The following is a 20879-nucleotide window of genomic DNA, read 5'->3' as shown; positions in this document are numbered from 1 at the left end:
TGCAGGTGTATTTAAAGCGGCGTGCCGAGCAATACGTTGGACGGGGAGAACTGCGCGCGCACCGGTTTGCCGCAGGTCAGCTTGCGCGATTGCAAATGCCAGGGCTCGGCCAGGGCGCAGAGCGTCTGGCCGTTGGGCAGGCCGATACGCACTTCGCAGGGGCCGTCTTCGGCGTCGAGGATTTCCTCGATGACGCCTTCGAGGCAATTGTGTCCGGGTGTTGCCTCGTCGCCGCTGCCCAGCACATCGAGCCAACCGGCCTTGATCAGGGCGACCACTTCGGTGCCGGTTTGCAGGTCCAGGCGCACGGTGCTGTCGTGGGTGATCTGCGCAGCGATGCTCAAGCCTTCGGCCAGTTCAAGGCGGACCCGGTCGTTGTGGCCCTGGGTTTCAATGGCCACCACCTTGCCGTGCAACTGGTTGCGTGCGCTGGTCCTGAGCATCAGGCGACCGAGCAGATCGAGGTCGCTGGCGTCTTCAGCGGCCTCCAGGACCTGGGCTTGCAGCACCTGCAGCTTTTGATAGAGGCGTAGCACACGCTCGCCCTCGGTGGACAGTTTCGCGCCGCCACCGCCTTTGCCGCCGACACTGCGCTCCACCAACGGTTTCTGCGCAAGGTTGTTGAGTTCATCGATGGCATCCCAGGCGGCCTTGTAGCTCAGGCCCGCGCTTTTCGCCGCGCGGGTGATCGAGCCCTGCTCGGCGATGTGTTGCAGCAGGGCAATGCGTTGCGGTCGGCGGACAATGTGCTGGGACAACAGCGTAGGCAAGGACATGGCAAGACGCTTTGGGCAATGACGATGGAGAGGACGTTGGCGGCTCGGGGCCCGGGAGTCAAGTCACGGCGACTCGCCAGGTTTGGGTGTACGTGCCAGGCAATAGACGTCGACCCGTGTGGCGCCTGCGTCCATCAGCAGGCAAGCCAGTGCTTGCGCGGTGGCACCCGTGGTCAGTACGTCGTCCACCAGCGCCAGATGGCGACTCTTCACCGATACGTCGGGTGCCAGGGCGAAGGCGTGTTGCAAGTTCTTTTTGCGGGCCGCGGCGTTGAGGTCTTGTTGGGCGTTGGTGTCTTGGGTTCTCGATAGCAACCGTTCATCGGAAGGCACATCGAGGCGTTCGCTGAGCCAACGCGCCAGCATTGCAGCCTGATTGAAGCCTCGTTGGCGCAGGCGCCGGGCAGCCATCGGCACGGGGACCAGCGCATCGGGTCGCGGCAAGTCATCGTCGAAGCGATGTTGCAGGGATTGAGCGAGAAGTTCGCCGAGCAGGTGGCCCAACGGCCATTGCGCGCTGTGCTTGAAGCGGGTGATCAGGCTGTCGATCGGGAAGTTGTAAGTCCAGGGCGCAACCACTCGTTCAAACGCCGGAGGCTGCTTGAGGCACTGGCCGCACGTCAGGCCGGCAGCGGGCAAGGGCAGGGCGCAGGTCTGGCAGTGCTCGCCGAGCCAGGGCAGTTCGGTTTCGCAAGCCATGCAAATGGGCGTGGAGCCATCGGCCGCTTCATCACACAGCAAACAGTGCTGTTTGTTTTTTAACCAGATGTAAACCTGCTTGTCGTATCGTGGTTGACAGCGCATGGCTCTTCCTTAAATATGCCGAAACACCTGTGATGCGCCGGTGGAAATTCCCTTTCCCGGTCGCCTGCCAAAGCATAAAACAAAGGAAACGCCCATGAGCGCCAGCACCTCTGCAACTTTGCGTCATGACTGGTCTTTGGCCGAAGTCAAAGCACTCTTCGTTCAGCCATTCAATGACCTGTTGTTCCAGGCGCAGACGGTGCACCGCGCTCATTTCGACGCCAACCGCGTCCAGGTATCGACCCTGCTGTCGATCAAGACCGGTGCCTGCCCGGAAGATTGCAAATATTGTCCGCAGTCCGGTCACTACAACACCGGCCTGGAAAAAGAAAAGCTGATGGAAGTGCAGAAGGTCCTCGAAGAGGCTGCGCGTGCCAAGGCCATCGGTTCGACCCGTTTCTGCATGGGCGCGGCGTGGAAACATCCATCGGCCAAAGACATGCCTTACGTGCTGAAAATGGTCGAAGGCGTCAAAGCCCTTGGCCTGGAAACCTGCATGACCCTGGGGCGTCTCGATCAGGACCAGACCGAAGCGCTGGCCAAGGCCGGCCTCGATTACTACAACCACAACCTCGACACCTCGCCTGAGTTCTACGGCAGCATCATCACCACCCGCACCTACAGCGAGCGCCTGCAAACCCTGGCCTACGTACGTGAGTCGGGGATGAAGATCTGCTCCGGCGGCATCCTCGGCATGGGCGAGTCCCTCGATGACCGCGCCAACCTGCTGATCCAGCTGGCCAACCTGCCGGAGCATCCGGAGTCTGTGCCGATCAACATGCTGGTGAAAGTCGCCGGTACGCCGCTGGAAAATGCCGACGACGTCGATCCGTTCGACTTCATCCGCATGCTCGCGGTCGCGCGGATCCTGATGCCAAAATCCCACGTGCGCCTGTCCGCTGGCCGCGAAGCCATGAACGAGCAGATGCAGGCCCTGGCGTTCTTTGCCGGCGCCAACTCGATTTTCTACGGCGAAAAACTGCTGACCACTGCCAACCCACAGGCCGACAAGGACATGCAACTGTTCGGGCGTTTGGGGATCCTGCCGGAAGCCCGCGAAGAACACGCCGACGAAGTGCATCAGGCTGCCATCGAACAGGCGCTGGTGGAGCAGAAGAGCAGCGAGCAGTTCTATAACGCGGCTGTTTGACCTCCGATCCTTCTGAAGAAATGCAAACCTGTGGGAGCCAGCCTGCTGGCGATGGTGTCAGGTCAATCGACGTCAATGTTGAGTGACAGTCCGTCATCGCCAGCAGGCTGGCTCCCACAGGGGATCGTGCAACTTTTGCACTCTGCGATCTGACACCGAGGCCTGCATGTCTTTCGATCTCGCCGCACGCCTGGCTGCCCGTCGTGCTGAAAACCTCTACCGCCAACGTCCATTGCTGCAAAGCCCGCAGGGCCCGCAAGTAGTGGTCGACGGCCAGCCATTGCTGGCGTTCTGTAACAACGATTACCTGGGCCTGGCCAATCACCCGCAAGTGATCGAAGCCTGGCGTGCCGGGGCTGCGAAGTGGGGCGTGGGTGGCGGGGCTTCGCATCTGGTCATCGGCCACAGCACCCCGCATCACGCCCTGGAAGAAGCCTTGGCCGACCTCACCGGTCGCCCGCGTGCCCTGCTGTTCACCACCGGCTACATGGCCAACCTCGGTGCGGTCACGGCGCTGGTGGGGCAGGGCGATACGGTGCTCGAAGACCGGCTCAATCACGCTTCGTTGCTGGATGCGGGGCTGTTGTCTGGCGCACGTTTCAATCGCTATCTGCACAACGACTCCACGAGCCTGGCCAAGCGCCTGGAAAAAGCCACCGGCAATACGCTGGTCGTCACCGACGGCGTGTTCAGCATGGACGGCGACATTGCCGATCTGCCAGCGCTGGCCCGGGAAACCAGGGCCAAGGGTGCATGGCTGATGGTCGATGACGCGCACGGTTTCGGTCCCCTGGGGGCCCAGGGTGGCGGCAGCGTCGAGCATTTCGGCCTGAGCCAGGAAGACGTGCCGGTATTGGTCGGCACGCTCGGCAAGGCGTTCGGAACGGCGGGTGCTTTTGTCGCCGGCAGCGAAGAGTTGATCGAGAGCCTGATCCAGTTCGCCCGCCCCTACATCTACACCACCAGCCAACCCCCGGCCCTGGCCTGCGCGACCCTCAAAAGCCTGGAACTGCTGCGCAACGAGCATTGGCGTCGCGAGCATTTGCAGGCGCTGATTCGCCAGTTCCGCCAAGGCGCCGAGCAGATCGGCCTGGAGCTGATGGACAGCTTCACGCCTATCCAGCCGATCATGATCGGTGACGCCGGGCGTGCGGTGCGTTTGTCGCAGATGCTGCGCGAACGCGGATTGATGGTAAGCGCCATCCGCCCGCCAACCGTGCCGGCTGGCAGCGCCCGACTGCGCGTGACCCTGACCGCTTCCCATAGCGAGGCGCAAGTGCAGCTATTGTTAGAGGGACTGGCCGATTGTCATGAACGACTGGGACCGGAGCCTGGCCATGCGTGATCGACTGATTCTGCTGCCCGGCTGGGGTCTCGGGATTTCGCCGCTGGAGCCATTGGCCGCTGCCTTGCAGGGGCTGGACGCACATCTGCGCGTGGAAATCGAGCCGCTGCCAGAGCTCGACTCGAGCAATCTCGAACATTGGCTCGATGAACTCGACGCCAGCGTGCCACAGGACGCCTGGCTAGGTGGATGGTCGCTGGGTGGCATGCTTGCGTCCGAGTTGGCGGCGCGTCGTGGCGACCGTTGCTGTGGCCTGCTGACCCTGGCGAGCAACCCTTGTTTTGTCAGCCATGAACAATGGCCAACCGCAATGCCCGGGGAAACCTTCGATGCCTTCCTGGCGGGTTGCGCTACCGATCCGCGCACGACGTTGAAGCGCTTTTCACTGCTCTGTGCCCAAGGTGCCGAAGACCCGCGCGGCTTGTCGAGGCTGTTGCTCGGGGGCGCGCCACACTCCTCGCCGGCGGTGCTGATGAGTGGCCTGGAGTTGCTTGCGCAACTGGACACCCGCCAGGCCCTGCAGACGTTCCGCGGTCCGCAATTGCATCTGTATGCCGGCCTCGACGGGCTGGTGCCGGCAGAAGCCGCCGAGGCGTTACTGGCGCTGCTGCCGGATGTTGAAATCGGTCTGATCGAACAGGCCGGCCACGCGTTCCTCCTGGAAAATCCCCACGGTGTGGCGGGGGCGATCCAGGCCTTTTTGCATGAGTGCGGCGATGACTGATTTATCTTTTCCCCAATTGCCCGGCGCTTTGCCCGACAAGCGCCAGGTAGCCGCGTCGTTTTCCCGTGCGGCGTCGAGCTACGACAGCGTGGCTGAGTTGCAACGTGATGTCGGCAGCCAGTTGCTCAACCGTTTGCCCCAAGCGTTCGTGCCGCAGCGCTGGCTCGACCTTGGGTGCGGCACCGGCCATTTCAGTCGTGCGCTGGGTGAGCGGTTTCCCGTCAGCCAAGGTGTGGCCCTGGACATCGCCGAAGGCATGCTCAACCACGCCCGGCCCTTGGGCGGCGCCACGCACTTCATCGCCGGCGACGCCGAGCGCATGCCGTTGCGCGATGCAACGTGCGACCTGATTTTCTCCAGCCTGGCGGTGCAGTGGTGCGCGGACTTCACTTCGGTACTCAGCGAGGCCCATCGAGTACTGAAACCCGGGGGCGTTTTCGCATTTGCTAGTCTATGTGTGGGCACGTTGTTCGAACTGCGTGACAGCTGGCGTCAGGTGGATGGCATGGTGCACGTCAACCGCTTCCGCGAGTTTGGCGTTTATCAGCAGCTGTGCGCGGCCAGCGGTTTGCGGGCGATCAGCCTGGAAAACCAGGCGCATGTGCTGCATTACCCGGACGTGCGCAGCCTGACCCATGAGCTCAAGGCCTTGGGGGCGCACAACCTGAACCCCGGGCGACCGGGGGGCTTGACCGGTCGGGCGCGGATTCTCGGCCTGGTCGAGGCTTATGAGCAGTTTCGTCAGGCCCAGGGCCTGCCGGCGACTTATCAAGTGGTGTATGCCGTTTTGGAGAAACCCTTATGAGCTCCGCGTATTTCGTCACCGGAACCGACACTGATGTCGGCAAGACCACGATTGCCGCCGGCCTGCTGTATGCCGCGCGATCAGCCGGGTTAAGCACGGCCGCGGGCAAGCCGGTGGCCTCTGGTTGTTCGGTGACGCCCAAGGGCCTGCGCAATGCCGACGCGCTGGCGCTGCTGGCGGAATGTTCGCTGCCCCTGACCTACGCCCAGGTCAATCCGCTGGCGCTGGAGCCGGCGATTGCGCCGCACCTGGCCGCGCGCGAGGCCGGCATCGCGTTGACCGTGCAATCGCTGTTGACGCCGATGCGCGAGATTCTCGACATGCAGGCCGATTTCACCCTGATCGAGGGCGCTGGCGGCTGGCGCGTGCCATTGGCGGACCAGGACAACCTGTCGGACCTGGCAATGGCACTCAACCTGCCGGTTATCCTCGTGGTCGGTATACGCCTGGGCTGCATCAACCACGCGTTGCTGACGGCCGAGGCGATTGCCCGGGATGGCCTGCAGCTGGCGGGATGGGTGGCGAACATCATTGATCCGAAGACCGCACGCCTGGAAGAAAACCTCGCAACCCTCGCCGAACGCCTCCCGGCGCCGTGCCTGGGACGGGTGCCGAAACTCAAGATGGTCACGGCCGAGGCGGTGGCGGAGCACCTGCAACTGGACCTGCTGGACTAAGGTATTGGCGATGGCGGCACTGTGCCATTAGTGTTTTTGACGGGCCATTTCCCGGTATGTCTGCTTCAATGGGTATTGACGACTCTTTGCAAGGACGAGTTCTTCCATGGAAATTTCGGGTAATACCGCTTTTTATGCTGGCCTGAGCACTGTCCAGGCGGGGCAGAACCGTGTCGATCAAGCCGCCGGACAAATCGCCAACACAACGATCGAGCGTTCGGTGACCAGCCAATCTTCCGAAGCTCAGGCCGATCGCCTGCGTTCAGTCGACCGCAGTCAGCAGTCAGACCTCGTGAGCAGCAACATCGCCATGGCCGAAGGCAGGTTTCAGGTGGAGCTGGGCGCCAAAGTCGCCAAGGCTTCCGACGAAATGCTTGGCACCCTGATCGACACCTACGCCTGAACTCACGCTGAAAGCGCACCGTCTGACGGGTACGCTTTCAGCGTGAGTCCTGCTATCCACTATCTTTCTCACGCTGCGCGTTGCTCAGGCCAACAGCGTCAGGCCCGCGTGCGCGCTAATTGGGCGTCGGATGACGAATGGCAAAAGATCGGTGCTTGACAAGATTTGGGCGTAAACGTATGTTTCAAACAACTGTTTGATCGTTTCGACAACGGTCGCTCATTCCCGGTTACATCAGCAGAGGTTTATCGCTATGCCTGACTACAAGGCCCCCTTGCGTGATATTCGCTTCGTTCGTGACGAACTGCTCGGCTACGAGGCGCACTATCAGAGCCTTCCGGCTTGTGCAGACGCAACTCCAGACATGGTTAGCGCCATTCTTGAAGAAGGCGCCAAGTTTTGTGAGCAGGTGCTGGCTCCGCTGAACCGTGTGGGCGACATCGAAGGCTGCACCTGGAGCGAGTCCGGTGTTAAGACCCCGACTGGCTTCAAAGAGGCCTACAAGCAATTCGTCGAAGGCGGCTGGCCAAGCCTGGCCCACGACGTGGAGCACGGCGGCCAGGGCCTGCCGGAGTCCCTGGGTCTGGCGGTCAGCGAAATGGTCGGCGAAGCCAACTGGTCGTGGGGCATGTACCCGGGCCTCTCCCATGGCGCGATGAACACCATTTCCGAGCACGGCACGCCTGAGCAACAAGAGGCTTACCTGACCAAACTGGTGTCCGGCGAATGGACCGGCACCATGTGCCTGACCGAACCGCACTGCGGCACCGACCTGGGCATGCTGCGCACCAAGGCCGAGCCTCAGGCCGACGGTTCCTACAAAGTCTCCGGCACCAAGATCTTCATCTCGGCCGGTGAACACGACATGGCCGACAACATCGTCCACATCGTGCTGGCCCGCCTGCCGGATGCGCCGGCTGGCACCAAAGGCATCTCGCTGTTCATCGTGCCGAAGTTCATGCCGAACGCCGATGGTTCGGTTGGCGCGCGTAACGCCGTGTCCTGTGGTTCCCTGGAACACAAGATGGGCATCCACGGCAACGCCACCTGCGTGATGAACTTCGACGCGGCCACCGGTTACCTGATCGGCCCGGCGAACAAAGGCCTGAACTGCATGTTCACCTTCATGAACACCGCACGCCTGGGTACCGCGCTGCAAGGCCTGGCCCACGCCGAAATCGGCTTCCAGGGCGGCCTGAAATACGCTCGTGATCGCCTGCAAATGCGTTCGCTGACTGGCCCGAAAGCGCCGGACAAAGCCGCTGACCCGATCATCGTGCATCCGGATGTACGTCGCATGCTGCTGACCATGAAAGCGTTCGCCGAAGGCAACCGCGCGATGGTCTACTTCACCGCCAAGCAAGTCGACATCGTCAAGTACGGCGTGGACGAGGAAGAGAAGAAAAAAGCCGACGCACTGCTGGCGTTCATGACGCCAATTGCCAAGGCCTTCATGACCGAAGTCGGTTTCGAATCCGCCAACCACGGCGTGCAGATCTACGGCGGCCACGGCTTCATCGCCGAGTGGGGCATGGAACAGAACGTTCGCGACAGCCGTATTTCGATGCTGTACGAAGGCACCACCGGTATCCAGGCACTCGACCTGCTGGGCCGTAAAGTGCTGATGACCCAAGGCGAAGCCCTCAAAGGCTTCACCAAGATCGTCCACAAGTTCTGCCAGACCAACGAAGGCAACGACGCTGTCAAAGAGTTCGTTGCACCGCTGGCTGCACTGAACAAGGAATGGGGCGAGCTGACCATGAAGGTCGGCATGGCCGCCATGAAAGATCGCGAAGAAGTCGGCGCGGCCTCCGTGGACTACCTGATGTACTCCGGTTACGCCTGCCTGGCCTACTTCTGGGCTGACATGGCGCGCCTGGCTGCCGAGAAACTGGCTGCCGGCACATCCGAAGAGGCGTTCTACACCGCCAAGCTGCAGACTGCGCGTTTCTACTTCCAGCGCATCCTGCCGCGTACCCGCTCTCACGTTGCAACCATGCTGTCGGGTGCCAACAACCTGATGGACATGAAAGAAGAAGATTTCGCGCTGGGCTACTAAGTCTTAACGCGCTTCTTGAAAAGCCGCTGTTCCTTCCGGAGCAGCGGCTTTTTTGTGCCTGCGCAGGCACTGTCATGAAAATACCTCGGTAATGGGCTAAGCAAGTCCGGGTTCCTGCCGTTACAGTTATGGGCACATTGCCATCACTGATATGACGGGTCGGAGCCTTACCTTTGCCGCGTTCTTCCCCTATGCGTGTAAGTCACTTTTTGCCTTCATTGCTGCTGTTGCTGGCGGGGCTCGCGGCTGCCTACATCAAGGACCTGAACGTCTTCTTCACGTCGCTGTTCCAGGTGCTTCCCACCCTGGTGCTGTTGCTTGGCGGTGCCTACTGCGCAGTCTATCGACGCCAGCGTGAACTGTTCCTGATGGTCACGGTGTACATCGCCTACTTCCTGCTCGACACCCAGACCGATTACTACCGCGACCACGGCAAGGTGCGTGAGGACGCCGCGGTGGTGTTTCATTTGTGCTGCCTGCTGTTGCCGTTGCTGTTCGGCGTGTTCGCCGCGTGGCAGGAGCGTACTCATCTGTTCCAAGACATGGTCGCCCGTTTCGCCGTGTTGCTGGCCGTGGGTAGCGTGGCCCTGGCCCTTGAGCAAAGTTATCCGCAGACGCTGCTGGCGTGGCTGGCGGAGATTCGCTGGCCTGTCTTGCACGGCGCCTGGATGAGCCTGATCCAGCTGTCCTATCCTGTGTTCATCGCCGTGTTCCTGCTGCTGGCATGGCAGTACTGGCGTCACCCAAGGCCCCTGCATGCCGCCCAGCTGGTGGGGTTGCTCGGGCTGTTCTGGATGTTGCCGAAAACCTTCATCCTGCCCTTCACCCTGAACATCATGTGCAGCCAGGTGATGCTGATGATCGCCGCCGCCGTGGCCCATGAGGCCTATCAGATGGCCTTCCGTGACGAACTCACCGGGCTGCCGGGGCGCCGGGCGTTGAATGAGCGCATGCAGCGCCTGGGGCGCAACTATGTGCTGGCCATGAGTGACGTCGACCACTTCAAGAAATTCAACGACACCCACGGGCACGACGTGGGGGACCAGGTGTTGAGACTGGTCGCCAGCAAGTTGTCGAAAATCGGCGGGGGTGGTAAGGCCTATCGCTATGGCGGTGAAGAATTCGCCTTGGTGTTTGCAGGCAAGACCCTCGAAGAGTGCATGCCGCACCTGGAAGTCATTCGCGAGTCCATCGCCACCTACAACATTCATCTGCGCAATCAGGACAGCCGTCCACAGGATGACAATCAGGGCCGGCAGCGTCGCGCGGGCGCCAGTGCCTCGAGCGTGTCTGTGACGGTGAGTATCGGCGTTGCCGAACGCGTGGAGCAACGCACCCCCGAGAAAGTGCTCAAGTCCGCGGACGAGGCGCTCTACAGCGCCAAGGGCGCCGGGCGTAACTGCGTGATGGCATTCGGGCAGAGCCGCCGTGGCGCGGTGCGCATGGACGCCGCTACGGTTGAGTGATGACGGCGCATTCAGCGTCTGGACTGTGATTGTGAAGGGCGGGTCGGCGGCAGTAGGTTTGAGTCATCTGCTGCCGGAGAAATGACCATGCCCGACTACAAGGCCCCCTTGCGCGATATGCGCTTTCTGATTGACCACGTTTTCGATTTTCACAGCAACTACGCCGCCCTCGGCGCCACCGATGCCAGCCCGGACATGATCAATGCGATCCTCGAAGAGGGCGCACGGTTCTGTGAAAACGTGCTGGCGCCGCTCAACCGTAGCGGCGATGAAGAGGGCTGCCATTTCGACAACGGCGTGGTCACCACGCCCGCAGGTTTCAAGCAGGCTTTCGCCCAATACGTCGAGGGTGGCTGGCATGGCCTGGCGGCTGATCCGGCGTATGGCGGCCAGGGGCTGCCCAGTTCACTGGGGCTGGTCATCAGCGAAATGGTCGGTTCCAGCAACACGTCCTGGGGCATGTACCCCGGCCTGACCCACGGCGCCATGTCGGCGATCCACGCCCATGGCACGCAAGAGCAGAAACACACCTACCTGAGCAAACTCACCGCCGGCCAATGGACCGGCACCATGTGCCTGACCGAGGCCCATTGCGGCACTGACCTGGGCATCATCAAGACCCGCGCCGTGCCCCAGGCCGACGGCAGCTACGCGATCTCCGGCAGCAAGATCTTCATCTCCGCCGGCGAGCACGACATGAGCGCCAACATCATTCACCTGGTCCTGGCGAAACTGCCGGATGCGCCGGCCGGGACCAAAGGCATCTCGCTGTTCATCGTGCCCAAGTTCCTGCCCGATGCCGAGGGTGAAGCGGGCGAACGCAATGGCGTTTCCTGCGGCTCCATCGAGCACAAGATGGGGATCAAGGCCTCGGCCACCTGCGTGCTGAACTTCGACGGGGCCAAGGGCTTTTTGATCGGGGAAGCGAACAAGGGCCTCAACTGCATGTTCACCATGATGAACCACGCGCGGCTGGGCACTGGCATGCAGGGTTTGTGTCTGGGCGAAGCGAGTTTCCAGGGCGCGATCAAATACGCCAACGACCGTTTGCAGATGCGCGCGCTGACGGGCCCCAAGGCTCCGGAAAAAGCCGCTGACCCGATCATCGTGCATCCGGACGTGCGCCGGATGTTGCTGACCATGAAAGCCTTCAACGAAGGCAACCGCGCCCTGACTTACTTCACTGCGCAATTGCTCGACGTGGCGCACCTGAGCGCGGATGCCACGGCGCGCCAGGACGCCGAAGACCTGTTGGCCTTCCTGACGCCGATCTGCAAAGCCTTCATGACGGAAACCGGGCTGGAAGTGACCAACCATGGCATGCAGGTGTTCGGTGGCCACGGTTTCATTCGTGAATGGGGCATGGAACAGCTGGTTCGTGACTGCCGCATCGCCCCGATCTATGAAGGCACCAACGGAATCCAGGCGCTGGACCTGCTCGGGCGTAAAGTCCTCGGCAGCCAGGGCAAGCTGCTGCGCGGCTTCACCAAGATCGTCCACAAGTTCTGTGCGGCGAACGCCGGGCATCAGCAGTTGGCCGGTTATGTGGCGCAACTCAACGCGCTCAATCAGCAGTGGGGCGAACTGACCACCCAGGTCGGCATGGCCGCGATGAAAAACCCGGATGAAGTCGGCGCCGCGTCGGTGGATTACCTGATGTACAGCGGATACATCATCCTCGGCTACTTGTGGCTGCGCATGGCGCTGGTGGCGCAGGCGCAGCTGGATTCGGGCAGCGGTGATGCCGATTATTGCCAGGGCAAGTTGGCCACCAACGAGTTTTACTTCAAGCGATTGCTGCCGCGTACTGCCGCTCATCGGGCAGCCATCGAGGCAGGCAGTGATTGCCTGATGAAGCTGCCAGCGGAAATATTCGCGCTTTAATCTTTTAAAATGAATCACAAAGGAAGGCCCGCTGAATTGCGGGCTTTTTTATGACTGAATAGTCGGTGACTAAACATTACAAAACGGTCATAGACCGACCCTATGTGTCGCAAAAGTTGTTGGGTTACACTCGGAACCAACGAAAAACACAACTCCTACGATTCACCTGTTTAGATCTTGCGAGGTTTGCCATGGCTGACTACAAAGCGCCCCTGCGCGATATGCGCTTCGTCCTCAATGAAGTATTCGAGGTCGCCAAACTCTGGGCCGAGCTGCCAGCATTGGCCGAGACCATTGATGCTGAAACGGTCGAAGCCATTCTCGAAGAAGCCGGCAAGGTCACCAGCAAAAGCATCGCACCCCTGAGCCGTGCCGCTGACGAAGAAGGTTGCCACTGGGCGGACGGTGCCGTCACCACGCCGGCAGGTTTCCCACAGGCTTACCAGACCTACGCTGAAGGCGGTTGGGTCGGTGTCGGTGGCGATCCGACCTACGGCGGCATGGGCATGCCCAAGGCCGTTTCGGCCCAGGTCGAAGAAATGGTCAACTCGGCCAGCCTGTCGTTCGGTCTGTACCCGATGCTGACTGCGGGTGCCTGCCTGTCGATCAACGCCCACGCCAGTGAAGAGCTGAAGGCCGCCTACCTGCCGAACATGTACGCCGGCGTCTGGGCCGGTTCCATGTGCCTGACCGAGCCGCACGCCGGCACTGATCTTGGGATCATCCGCACCAAGGCCGAGCCTCAGGCCGACGGTTCCTACAAAGTCAGCGGCACCAAGATCTTCATCACCGGCGGCGAACACGACCTGACCGAAAACATCATCCACCTGGTGCTGGCCAAGCTGCCGGATGCGCCGGCTGGGCCAAAAGGGATTTCGCTGTTCCTGGTGCCCAAGTTCATGGTCAATGCCGACGGCAGCCTGGGCGCGCGCAATCCGGCCAACTGCGGCTCGATCGAACACAAGATGGGCATCCAGGCCTCCGCGACCTGCGTGATGAACTTCGACGAAGCCGTCGGTTACCTGGTCGGCGAGCCGAACAAGGGCCTGGCGGCGATGTTCACCATGATGAACTACGAGCGTCTGGGCGTCGGCATCCAGGGCCTGGCCACCGGCGAGCGCTCGTATCAGAACGCCGTCGAGTACGCCCGTGATCGTCTGCAGAGCCGTTCGCCAACCGGCGCGCAGAACAAGGACAAAGTGGCTGACCCGATCATCGTTCACCCGGACGTGCGTCGCATGCTGCTGACCATGAAAGCCTCGAACGAAGGCGGTCGCGCCTTCTCCACCTACGTCGCCATGCAACTGGACACCGCCAAGTTCAGCGAAGACGCCACCACCCGCAAACGCGCGGAAGACCTGGTGGCCTTGCTGACCCCGGTGGCCAAGGCGTTCCTCACCGATCTCGGTCTGGAGACCACGGTTCACGGCCAGCAGGTGTTCGGCGGCCACGGTTACATCCGTGAGTGGGGCCAGGAGCAACTGGTGCGCGATGTACGCATTACCCAGATCTATGAAGGCACCAACGGCATCCAGGCGCTGGACCTGGTCGGGCGCAAGATCGTCGGCACGGGCGGTGCGTTCTACAACCTGTTCGCCGACGAGATTCGTCACTTCACCGCCACCGCCAGTGCGGACCTGGCGGAGTTCACCAAGCCACTGAACGATGCGGTGACCACCCTCGACGAATTGACCTCATGGCTGCTGGACCGGGCGAAAAACAACCCGAATGAAATCGGCGCGGCGTCGGTCGAGTATCTGCAAACCTTTGGTTACGTCGCTTACGCCTACATGTGGGCGTTGATGGCCAAGGCCGCCCTGGGCAAAGAAACCCAGGACGATTTCTACGCCAGCAAACTGGGCACCGCACGCTTCTATTTCGCCCGCTTGCTGCCGCGTATTCACTCGTTGAGCGCGTCGGTGAAGGCCGGTAGCGAGTCGTTGTTCCTGCTGGATGCCGGGCAATTCTGATGATGTAACCTAATGTAAGCATTCTCTTACATGACGTGCTGCTGTTCTCCCATAGTCGGAAATTGGATCCACAGCTAATCTACTTCTCATGGACGTAGCGCAGGAAGCGCAAAGTAACAACACGGACACGTAGGATTCTGCCAGGACGGCGGAGTGAAAAGGATGTCAGGGAAACAGTCTGCAAAGCCCCGCTTCGGCGGGGTTTTCTTTTGCCTCGAGAAAAGTGTTTAGCCCAGGTCATCCAGTATCGACGGGCTGTTCAAACGCTCATCCGGCCGATTGATCACCTCCTCCAGTAACGTGCGCAGCAAGGCCAGCGAGGCCTGTTGCCGCTGCACATCGCGACAGACCAACCCGACTTTCAGCGGCACCCGCGGCTCGCTCAGGGGTTTCCACAACAATTGCCGGTTGCCGTGGGTTTTCTGCGAGCGTCCGGGCAGCACCGTCGCCAACCGCGTGTGCGGCAGGCTGTCGAGAATGCCGACCATGTTGTTCAGCTCGGCCTGTACCTGCGGGCGTCGTCCCAGGCTGGCCAGTTGCGCCTGCCAGATCTGCCGTATCTGAAATTCTTCGCCCAGCAGCAGCATTGGCAATTCGGCGGCCTGGCTCATGGAGACTTTCTTGAATTCGCGCAATGGATGGTCGGCCGGGATGACCAGCGTCAGTTCATCTTCGTACAACATCACCCCGTGCAATCCCGGCTGGCGAGGCGGCAAGTAGCCGATGCCGATGTCCAGGGAGCCATTGAGCAGTCGTCGCTCGATTTCCAGCCCGGTCAGTTCATAGATCTGCACCACCAGATGGGGTTGAGCCTTGCGCACCCGCTCGAGCATTTGTGGCACCAGGCTGGTGTGGACGGTTTGCAGCACACCGATGGCCAGGGTGCGCAGCGCGTGCCCCTTGAAGTTGCCCAGTGCTTCCCGTGCCCGTTGCAAGCCATCGAGCAAGGGCAGGGCATGGTTGTACAGCGTATGGGCCGCCAGGGTCGGCAACAGGCGTTTGCTGCTGCGTTCGAACAGGCTTACATCCAGGGATTGTTCGAGGTGGCGGATTTGCTGGGACAGCGCCGGCTGTGAAATCGACAGGCGCTCGGCAGCCCGGCCCACATGGCCCTCTTCATACACAGCGACGAAATAACGCAGTTGCTTGAAATCCATAAGTAATGCTTATCAAAAATGCTGCTAAATCGAAATGGCTCAACGCCTTGCCTGGGCCTAGTCTAACTGCATTCACAAGGCTTACAGGGCCCCGGAACGCGATGAATATCCTTTGCTTCGATGGCATTTGCATAGGTAACGCAAAAAACCTTCTGCGAGGGTTGATCCCATGAATCTGTTCAGCCTGCGTCGGCAATCGCCCAGTCTCGATGATTTGCTGGCGGACCATTGCGCCCCATCCAGGGACGACAATCTTTGCAGCGAGTACCTGATGCCCAGTGTCGATCGTCCCAAGCAGGTGTTTGTCCGTGGCCAGGGTTCCTGGTTGTGGGACAGCGAGGACCGTGCGTACCTGGATTTCTCCCAGGGCGGCGGCGCCAACAGCCTCGGCCACAGCCCCAAGGCACTGGTCAGTGCCATTACCGCGCAGGCGCAAGCGCTGATCAATCCCGGTTTCGGCTTGCATAACCGCGGCATGCTCAATCTCGCCCAGCGCCTGTGTGACAGCACTGGCAGCGATCAGGCGTACCTGCTCAACAGCGGCAGCGAGGCGTGCGAAGCGGCGATCAAGCTGGCGCGCAAATGGGGGCAGCGGCACCGCGGCGGCGCTTCGCGGATCATCGTGGCCAACCAGGCTTGCCATGGTCGTAGCCTGGGGACGATTTCGGCGTCGGACAGCTCGACCCTGATCAACCGTTTCGAGCCGCAGCTTCCGGGCTTCAGCCGCGTTCCCTTCAATGATCTCGCGGCGCTGCATGCGGCGGTGGATGAACGGACCGTGGCGATCATGCTCGAGCCGATCCAGAGCGAAGCCGGGGTGATTGCGGCCACTGCGCATTACCTCAAAGGGGTCGAGCGCCTGTGTCGCGAGCTGGGCATCCTGCTGATCTTCGACGAAGTGCAAACCGGTGTCGGTCGCTGTGGCAGCCTGCTGGCTGAACAGTCCTACGGCGTGCGCGCAGATATCGTCGTGCTCGGCAAAGGGCTTGGCGGTGGTGTGCCGGTGGCGGCGCTGTTGGCGCGGGGCAAGGCCTGCTGCATCGAGGCGGGCGAAATGAGTGGCACCCATCATGGCAATGCGCTGCTGACCGCGGCCGGCCTGGCGGTGCTCGACAGTGTGCAGGACAAGGGTTTTCTCGAGCATGTCGGGGAAATGGCCCAGCACCTGCGCGAAGGCCTGCAGCGATTGTCCCATCGTTATGGCCACGGCGAACTGCGCGGACAAGGGCTGCTCTGGGGGCTGACCCTGTCCGACGACTCGGCCGACGCCGTGGTCAAGGCCGCGCTGTACGAAGGGCTGTTGCTCGATGCGCCGCAAGCCGATTGCCTGCGTTTCACCCCGGCGCTGACGGTGAGCAAAGCCAACATCGATGAAATGCTGCTGCGCCTGGCCCGCGCTTTCTCCCGCGTGCGCACCGCGCAGCTGCAATGTCGCAAAGGGATCGCCGTCTAGGCAGGCCCCAAGAATTCCCGAACCGTCTCGCGGTATAACGCACGCCCCACGCCTGATTCTTTTGGCGTGGGGCGTTTTTTTGTGGCAGCTGCGTCGTTCAGAAACATGGCCTGGATACACTGGCCGGGCAAATCGGGCTGAACCCTGACCAACGGTACAGGTCGATTGGTTATGGGCTCGCGTGAGCCCCCTTCAATCAGGAGCTGCTCGCATGGACTTTATCCGCATCATCATCGCCATTCTGTTGCCACCCCTGGGCGTGTTTCTGCAAGTGGGCTTCGGCGGAGCGTTCTGGCTGAACATTCTGCTGACGCTGTGCGGCTACATTCCCGGGATCGTGCATGCGGTGTACATCATCGCCAAGCGCTGAGCCATTCAATTTGCTGACGCAATAACCCGTCGATAGAACAACCATTCCTGCTCCAGCGCGTGGGCCTGGTTGGCGGCTTTGCGAAAGCCGTGGCGCTCATCCGCGTAGTAATGGGCTTCGACCAGAATGCCGTTGTGCTGCAAGGCCTCGACCATGTCGCGGGTCTGCTGCGGCACCACCACGGCATCCAGCTCGCCTTGAAAGAAGATCACCGGCACGTGAATGTTGCTGGCATGCAGTAACGGCGTGCGGGCGGCGTAACGTTCGGCATCCTGTTGCGGATCACCAATCAACCAGTCCAGGTAATCGCCTTCGAACTTGTGCGTGGCCCGGCCCAGCGCCACAGGGTCGCTGACCCCATAAAGACTGGCGCCGGCACGAAACACCTGGTGGAACGCCAGCGCGCACAGCGCGGTGTAGCCTCCGGCGCTACCGCCGCGAATGAAGGCCTTGTCGCCGTCGATCATGCCACGATCAGCGAGATGGCTGACCACCGCGCAAGCGTCTTCGACATCGACTTCGCCCCAGCGCAAATGCAGGGCCTGGCGATAGGCACGGCCGTAACCGCTGCTGCCGCGATAATTGAGATCGGCCACGGCGAAACCCCGTTGCGCCCAGTACTGGATGCGCGGGTCGAGCATCGGATAACACGCCGAAGTCGGGCCGCCATGGATGAACACCACCAGTGGCGGCTTGGCGTCGCTGGTCATGGCCGGGTAGAAAAAGCCGTGGGCTTCACTCGAGCCGCTTGGGTAGCGCAGGGTTTGTGGGCGACTGATTTGCTCGGCGGGCAGCGGTGTAATGCCGCCTGCGAGGACCTTCACCTGGCGGGTCTGGCGATCGATGGCGATCACCGCCGCTGAACTGACGGGGGACGCCGCGATGCAGTAGATGAACTGCTTATCCAGTGCAAGATGGCGGAAGCGACTGTAGTCGCCGGTAAAGTCGTTGCACTCGGTGGCGCAAAGTCCCAAGCGGCCGAAACCCCCTTCTGTCCAGCTGGCCAGGTAGCTGCCTTTGCCCAGTGGCAGCCAGGTGCAGCCGCCCAGTTGCCAGGGCGCCGGGCCGTGGTCGGCGGCGGCGCAGGGCAACGGCTTCAGGCCATCGGCCGACTCCACCCAAGGCTGCCAGTATCCAGCGCGATCGGTCAGGCAGTACAAGTGGCCGTTACTGTCGAAGCGCGGTTGTTGCAGCGACTCCTGGGATTGGTCGCCAGCCACGCAGAAGGGGCTGGCGTAGCTGCCATCAGCCTGGCGATGGGCGACCATCAAGCGGGTCGCGGTCCACGGCTGGTCCGGGCGACTCCACTCGATCCAGGCCAGTCGTTGCCCGTCGGGACTCAAGGTCGGTGCGGCGTAAAAGTCCGCGCCTTCGGCCAGCAAATGCCGCGTGCCATCCGCCAGGTCGATCGCCACCAGGCGGTGTTCATTGCGATTTTCCTCGACTGCCAGCACTTGGCCATTAGCGAACTGCAGATCGCCGTATCGACACACGCCGGACGTCAGCAACTGGGGCGTCTCACCTTGCAACGACTGGCGATACAGTTGCTGATCGGCCTCATTGACGAACACCACGCCGTCACCGGTCAGGCAAAACGCGCCCCCGCCATATTCGTACACCCGACTGCGCACGCTGAACGGCGGTGGCGTCAGGCAGTGGGCCACGCCATCGCGCCAGTGCCAGATCCGGCACGCGGCATCCTCCGGGCGGTACTCGTTCCAGAACAAACCCTGGGCGCCGACCTGCAGTTCGGCAAAGTCGATACCGGCCGCGACGGCGTTGGCGGCGCTGAAGGGTTCAGCTTTTTGCGATGAGGCGTGAGTTTCGTTCATTGCGAAAGGCCAGTTGTTCAATGGTCTGGGTCGCGTGCTCCGCCTCTTCGCGGGCCTTGAGGATCACGCCGTGTTGAGGCGACTTGCTGCACACCGGGTCGGCGTTGCTCGCGTCACCCGTGAGCATGAACGCCTGGCAGCGACAGCCGCCGAAGTCCTTTTCCTTCTCGTCGCATGAGCGGCACGGCTCGGGCATCCAGACGTAACCGCGAAAGCGGTTGAAGCCGAACGAGTCGTACCAGATGTGCTGCATGCTGTGGTCGCGCACGTTGGGAAACTGCACCGGCAGCTGTCGGGCGCCGTGACAGGGCAGGGCGGTTCCGTCCGGCGTCACTGTCAGAAAAATACTGCCCCAGCCGTTCATGCAGGCTTTCGGGCGTTCTTCGTAGTAGTCCGGCGTGACGAAAATCAACTTGCACGGATGACCTTCGGCTTCCAGTTTGGCGCGGTATTCATTGGTGATGCGTTCGGCGCGCACCAGTTGCTCTTTGGTCGGCAATAGCCCGACTCGATTGAGCTGTGCCCAACCGTAGAACTGGCAGATGGCGAGTTCGACGAAGTCTGCCTCCAGGGCGATGCACAGCTCGATGATGCGGTCGATCTTGTCGATGTTGTGCCGATGGGTCACGAAGTTCAGCACCATCGGGTAGCCGTGGGCTTTGACGGCGCGGGCCATTTCCAGCTTTTGCGCGAAAGCCTTTTTCGAGCCCGCCAACAGGTTGTTCACCTGCTCGTCGCTGGCCTGGAAACTGATCTGGATATGATCGAGCCCGGCCTTCTTGAAGTCGCTGATTTTCTGCTCGGTCAGGCCGATGCCGGAGGTGATCAGGTTGGTGTAGAAACCCAGCTTGCGCGCTTCGGCAATCAGCTCGGCAAGGTCCTGGCGCACCAGGGGTTCGCCGCCGGAAAAACCCAGCTGCGCCGCGCCCATCTCCCGTGCTTCACGGAACACCTTGAGCCATTGTTCGGTGCTGAGTTCTTTGCCTTGTTCGGCAAAATCCAGCGGATTGGAGCAGTACGGGCATTGCAGCGGGCAGCGATAGGTCAGCTCGGCCAGCAGCCACAGGGGCAGGCCGATCTCGGGTGTGGGCGGCACTTGGCTGGATGAATCAGGCAAGTTCGATCCAGTGCTGCGCACGGGCAACCTCCATGAATTGCTCGATGTCGTCAGCGAGTTCGGGCACGCCCGGGAACTGCGTGTCGAGCTCATTGATAATCGCGGCGACGTCACGCTCGCCGTCGATCAAGCCGCCGATCAGCGCGGCGCTTTCATTGAGCTTGATCATGCCTTCGGGATACAGCAGCACATGGCCTTTCTGTGCCGGTTCGTACTGGAATCGGTAGCCAGGGCGCCAGGTCGGGGTCTTGCTGCGATCGAAGCTCATAGGATGATTCCTTTATGCCAGACCCGTTCCCCGGTCACGCTGTGATACGGCGGGCGATTGAGTTCGTAGGCCATGCTCATGGCATCGAGCATGCTCCAAAGAATGTCCAGTTTGAACTGGAGAATTTCCAGCATGCGTTCCTGGCCTTCCCGGGTCTTGTAGTGCTCGAGGGTGATGGCCAGGCCGTGCTCGACATCGCGCCGCGCCTGACCCAGGCGCGTGCGGAAATATTCGTAGCCGGCGGGGTCGATCCATGGGTAATGCTGCGGCCAGCTGTCCAGGCGCGACTGATGGATCTGCGGCGCGAACAGTTCCGTCAGCGAGCTGCTGGCGGCCTCCTGCCAACTGGCCCGGCGGGCGAAGTTGACGTAGGCGTCGACGGCAAAGCGCACGCCGGGCAGCACCAGTTCCTGGGAGCGCAATTGGTCCGGGTCGAGGCCGACGGCCTGGCCCAGGCGCAGCCAGGCTTCGATGCCGCCGTCTTCGCCGGGGGCGCCGTCGTGGTCCAGCAGGCGTTGAATCCACTCGCGGCGGATCTCGCGGTCCGGGCAGTTGGCCAGGATTGCCGCGTCCTTCAGCGGGATGTTCACCTGATAGTAAAAACGGTTGGCGACCCAGC

General features: G+C 61.7%; 19 protein-coding genes. 12 read left to right on the top strand and 7 right to left on the bottom strand.

Going from position 1 to position 20879, the window contains the following annotated elements; genetic code table 11:
* Nucleotides 1-11: 11 nt before the first annotated feature.
* On the bottom strand, nt 12-776 hold the full coding sequence (locus tag SOP85_RS06425) for a TOBE domain-containing protein (protein WP_323626434.1): 765 nt from the start codon (nt 774-776) through the stop codon (nt 12-14).
* A gap of 63 nt (nt 777-839) precedes the next feature.
* Nucleotides 840-1580: a ComF family protein gene (locus tag SOP85_RS06420; RefSeq protein WP_323626432.1), complete on the bottom strand. Its 741-nt coding sequence runs from the start codon at nt 1578-1580 to the stop codon at nt 840-842.
* A 94-nt stretch (nt 1581-1674) separates the two neighbouring features.
* On the opposite strand from SOP85_RS06420, the gene bioB reads away from it, so the two are divergent.
* The 10 genes from bioB (at nt 1675) to SOP85_RS06370 (ending at nt 14063) form a co-directional block, all read left to right on the top strand.
* The gene (gene bioB, locus SOP85_RS06415; protein ID WP_020796035.1) at nt 1675-2730 is read left to right on the top strand and encodes a biotin synthase BioB; all 1056 of its coding nucleotides are present in this window, start codon (nt 1675-1677) and stop codon (nt 2728-2730) included.
* A gap of 166 nt (nt 2731-2896) precedes the next feature.
* Nucleotides 2897-4075 carry an 8-amino-7-oxononanoate synthase gene (bioF, locus tag SOP85_RS06410; protein WP_323626431.1) on the top strand — a complete coding sequence of 393 codons (1179 nt, stop codon included), beginning with the start codon at nt 2897-2899 and terminating at the stop codon, nt 4073-4075.
* A complete protein-coding gene (locus tag SOP85_RS06405) occupies nt 4068-4799 on the top strand; it encodes an alpha/beta fold hydrolase (protein WP_323626430.1) in 732 nt (243 codons plus the stop codon). Before bioF ends, SOP85_RS06405 begins: the two co-directional genes overlap by 8 nt.
* On the top strand, nt 4792-5604 hold the full coding sequence (gene bioC, locus SOP85_RS06400) for a malonyl-ACP O-methyltransferase BioC (protein ID WP_274075533.1): 813 nt from the start codon (nt 4792-4794) through the stop codon (nt 5602-5604). Before SOP85_RS06405 ends, bioC begins: the two co-directional genes overlap by 8 nt.
* Complete coding sequence (gene bioD / locus SOP85_RS06395) at nt 5601-6281, top strand: dethiobiotin synthase (protein WP_323626429.1); 681 nt, start codon at nt 5601-5603, stop codon at nt 6279-6281. The genes bioC and bioD overlap by 4 nt, the downstream gene beginning before the upstream one ends.
* Nucleotides 6282-6387: 106 nt before the next feature.
* The gene (locus tag SOP85_RS06390; RefSeq protein ID WP_323626428.1) at nt 6388-6684 is read left to right on the top strand and encodes a pyrroloquinoline quinone biosynthesis protein PqqE; all 297 of its coding nucleotides are present in this window, start codon (nt 6388-6390) and stop codon (nt 6682-6684) included.
* A 253-nt stretch (nt 6685-6937) separates the two neighbouring features.
* The gene (locus SOP85_RS06385; RefSeq protein WP_323606565.1) at nt 6938-8743 is read left to right on the top strand and encodes a phenylacyl-CoA dehydrogenase; all 1806 of its coding nucleotides are present in this window, start codon (nt 6938-6940) and stop codon (nt 8741-8743) included.
* A 173-nt stretch (nt 8744-8916) separates the two neighbouring features.
* Complete coding sequence (locus SOP85_RS06380) at nt 8917-10209, top strand: GGDEF domain-containing protein (protein ID WP_274075529.1); 1293 nt, start codon at nt 8917-8919, stop codon at nt 10207-10209.
* Nucleotides 10210-10296: 87 nt separating this feature from the next.
* A complete protein-coding gene (locus SOP85_RS06375) occupies nt 10297-12093 on the top strand; it encodes an acyl-CoA dehydrogenase C-terminal domain-containing protein (RefSeq protein WP_323626427.1) in 1797 nt (598 codons plus the stop codon).
* A 191-nt stretch (nt 12094-12284) separates the two neighbouring features.
* A complete protein-coding gene (locus SOP85_RS06370) occupies nt 12285-14063 on the top strand; it encodes an acyl-CoA dehydrogenase C-terminal domain-containing protein (RefSeq protein ID WP_323626426.1) in 1779 nt (592 codons plus the stop codon).
* Nucleotides 14064-14290: 227 nt separating this feature from the next.
* On the opposite strand, the gene SOP85_RS06365 is transcribed toward SOP85_RS06370, so the two are convergent.
* Nucleotides 14291-15220, bottom strand: coding sequence for a LysR family transcriptional regulator (locus SOP85_RS06365; RefSeq protein WP_323626425.1), 930 nt, complete (start codon nt 15218-15220; stop codon nt 14291-14293).
* 169 nt (nt 15221-15389) lie between these two features.
* Here SOP85_RS06365 and SOP85_RS06360 point away from each other — a divergent pair, with 169 nt between their 5' ends.
* Nucleotides 15390-16673 carry an aspartate aminotransferase family protein gene (locus tag SOP85_RS06360; RefSeq protein ID WP_323606561.1) on the top strand — a complete coding sequence of 428 codons (1284 nt, stop codon included), beginning with the start codon at nt 15390-15392 and terminating at the stop codon, nt 16671-16673.
* A gap of 211 nt (nt 16674-16884) precedes the next feature.
* Entirely contained in the window at nt 16885-17043 is a 159-nt protein-coding gene (locus tag SOP85_RS06355; protein WP_003228885.1) for a YqaE/Pmp3 family membrane protein, read from the top strand.
* A gap of 5 nt (nt 17044-17048) precedes the next feature.
* On the opposite strand, the gene SOP85_RS06350 is transcribed toward SOP85_RS06355, so the two are convergent.
* The 4 genes from SOP85_RS06350 to pqqC form a co-directional block, all read right to left on the bottom strand.
* Nucleotides 17049-18875, bottom strand: coding sequence for a S9 family peptidase (locus tag SOP85_RS06350; RefSeq protein ID WP_323626423.1), 1827 nt, complete (start codon nt 18873-18875; stop codon nt 17049-17051).
* Entirely contained in the window at nt 18841-19971 is a 1131-nt protein-coding gene (pqqE, locus tag SOP85_RS06345; protein WP_442967896.1) for a pyrroloquinoline quinone biosynthesis protein PqqE, read from the bottom strand. Before pqqE ends, SOP85_RS06350 begins: the two co-directional genes overlap by 35 nt.
* A 13-nt stretch (nt 19972-19984) precedes the next feature.
* The gene (gene pqqD, locus SOP85_RS06340; RefSeq protein ID WP_274077743.1) at nt 19985-20260 is read right to left on the bottom strand and encodes a pyrroloquinoline quinone biosynthesis peptide chaperone PqqD; all 276 of its coding nucleotides are present in this window, start codon (nt 20258-20260) and stop codon (nt 19985-19987) included.
* Nucleotides 20257-20879: pyrroloquinoline-quinone synthase PqqC (pqqC, locus tag SOP85_RS06335; RefSeq protein WP_323626421.1), on the bottom strand; the 623-nt coding region annotated here is incomplete at its 5' end. The genes pqqD and pqqC, both read right to left, overlap by 4 nt.

The sequence above is a fragment of the Pseudomonas sp. YuFO20 genome, assembly GCF_035064975.1.
GTDB classification, from domain to species: Bacteria; Pseudomonadota; Gammaproteobacteria; order Pseudomonadales; family Pseudomonadaceae; genus Aquipseudomonas; species Aquipseudomonas putida_AE.
This window is presented reverse-complemented; position numbering and strand designations above follow the sequence as displayed.

What these genes read in the sequence shown, in the direction of transcription:
- SOP85_RS06355 (WP_003228885.1), top strand. Translation starts at nt 16,885, where the DNA reads ATGGACTTTATCCGCATCATCATCGCCATTCTGTTGCCACCCCTGGGC.
- SOP85_RS06375 (WP_323626427.1), top strand. Translation starts at nt 10,297, where the DNA reads ATGCCCGACTACAAGGCCCCCTTGCGCGATATGCGCTTTCTGATTGAC.
- SOP85_RS06360 (WP_323606561.1), top strand. Translation starts at nt 15,390, where the DNA reads ATGAATCTGTTCAGCCTGCGTCGGCAATCGCCCAGTCTCGATGATTTG.
- pqqD (WP_274077743.1), bottom strand. Translation starts at nt 20,260, where the DNA reads ATGAGCTTCGATCGCAGCAAGACCCCGACCTGGCGCCCTGGCTACCGA.
- bioF (WP_323626431.1), top strand. Translation starts at nt 2,897, where the DNA reads ATGTCTTTCGATCTCGCCGCACGCCTGGCTGCCCGTCGTGCTGAAAAC.
- SOP85_RS06405 (WP_323626430.1), top strand. Translation starts at nt 4,068, where the DNA reads ATGCGTGATCGACTGATTCTGCTGCCCGGCTGGGGTCTCGGGATTTCG.
- SOP85_RS06425 (WP_323626434.1), bottom strand. Translation starts at nt 776, where the DNA reads ATGTCCTTGCCTACGCTGTTGTCCCAGCACATTGTCCGCCGACCGCAA.
- SOP85_RS06365 (WP_323626425.1), bottom strand. Translation starts at nt 15,220, where the DNA reads ATGGATTTCAAGCAACTGCGTTATTTCGTCGCTGTGTATGAAGAGGGC.
- bioD (WP_323626429.1), top strand. Translation starts at nt 5,601, where the DNA reads ATGAGCTCCGCGTATTTCGTCACCGGAACCGACACTGATGTCGGCAAG.
- SOP85_RS06350 (WP_323626423.1), bottom strand. Translation starts at nt 18,875, where the DNA reads ATGAACGAAACTCACGCCTCATCGCAAAAAGCTGAACCCTTCAGCGCC.
- bioB (WP_020796035.1), top strand. Translation starts at nt 1,675, where the DNA reads ATGAGCGCCAGCACCTCTGCAACTTTGCGTCATGACTGGTCTTTGGCC.
- SOP85_RS06390 (WP_323626428.1), top strand. Translation starts at nt 6,388, where the DNA reads ATGGAAATTTCGGGTAATACCGCTTTTTATGCTGGCCTGAGCACTGTC.
- SOP85_RS06370 (WP_323626426.1), top strand. Translation starts at nt 12,285, where the DNA reads ATGGCTGACTACAAAGCGCCCCTGCGCGATATGCGCTTCGTCCTCAAT.
- SOP85_RS06385 (WP_323606565.1), top strand. Translation starts at nt 6,938, where the DNA reads ATGCCTGACTACAAGGCCCCCTTGCGTGATATTCGCTTCGTTCGTGAC.
- bioC (WP_274075533.1), top strand. Translation starts at nt 4,792, where the DNA reads ATGACTGATTTATCTTTTCCCCAATTGCCCGGCGCTTTGCCCGACAAG.
- SOP85_RS06420 (WP_323626432.1), bottom strand. Translation starts at nt 1,580, where the DNA reads ATGCGCTGTCAACCACGATACGACAAGCAGGTTTACATCTGGTTAAAA.